Here is a 217-nt window from a genome sequence, read left to right on the forward strand (position 1 = left end):
TCAGCCATGGCGCGATCCTAGGACCGCCGTGCTCAGCGCGCCGGGGTGTGGCGCACGCCGGCACGTTCCCGCTCGGTAAACTCTGCGGGTGACCTCGACCCCAGCCCCGATCCCCGATCCTGCCGCCGAGCGCGGCGACGACGTCCCGTTCCGCTACACCGCGGAGCTTGCGCGCCAGATCGAGCTCCGGTGGCAGGACGAGTGGCAGGAGCGCGGG

Source organism: Cellulomonas sp. A375-1 (assembly GCF_001040865.1).
Classification (GTDB): Bacteria; Actinomycetota; Actinomycetes; order Actinomycetales; family Cellulomonadaceae; genus Cellulomonas; species Cellulomonas gelida.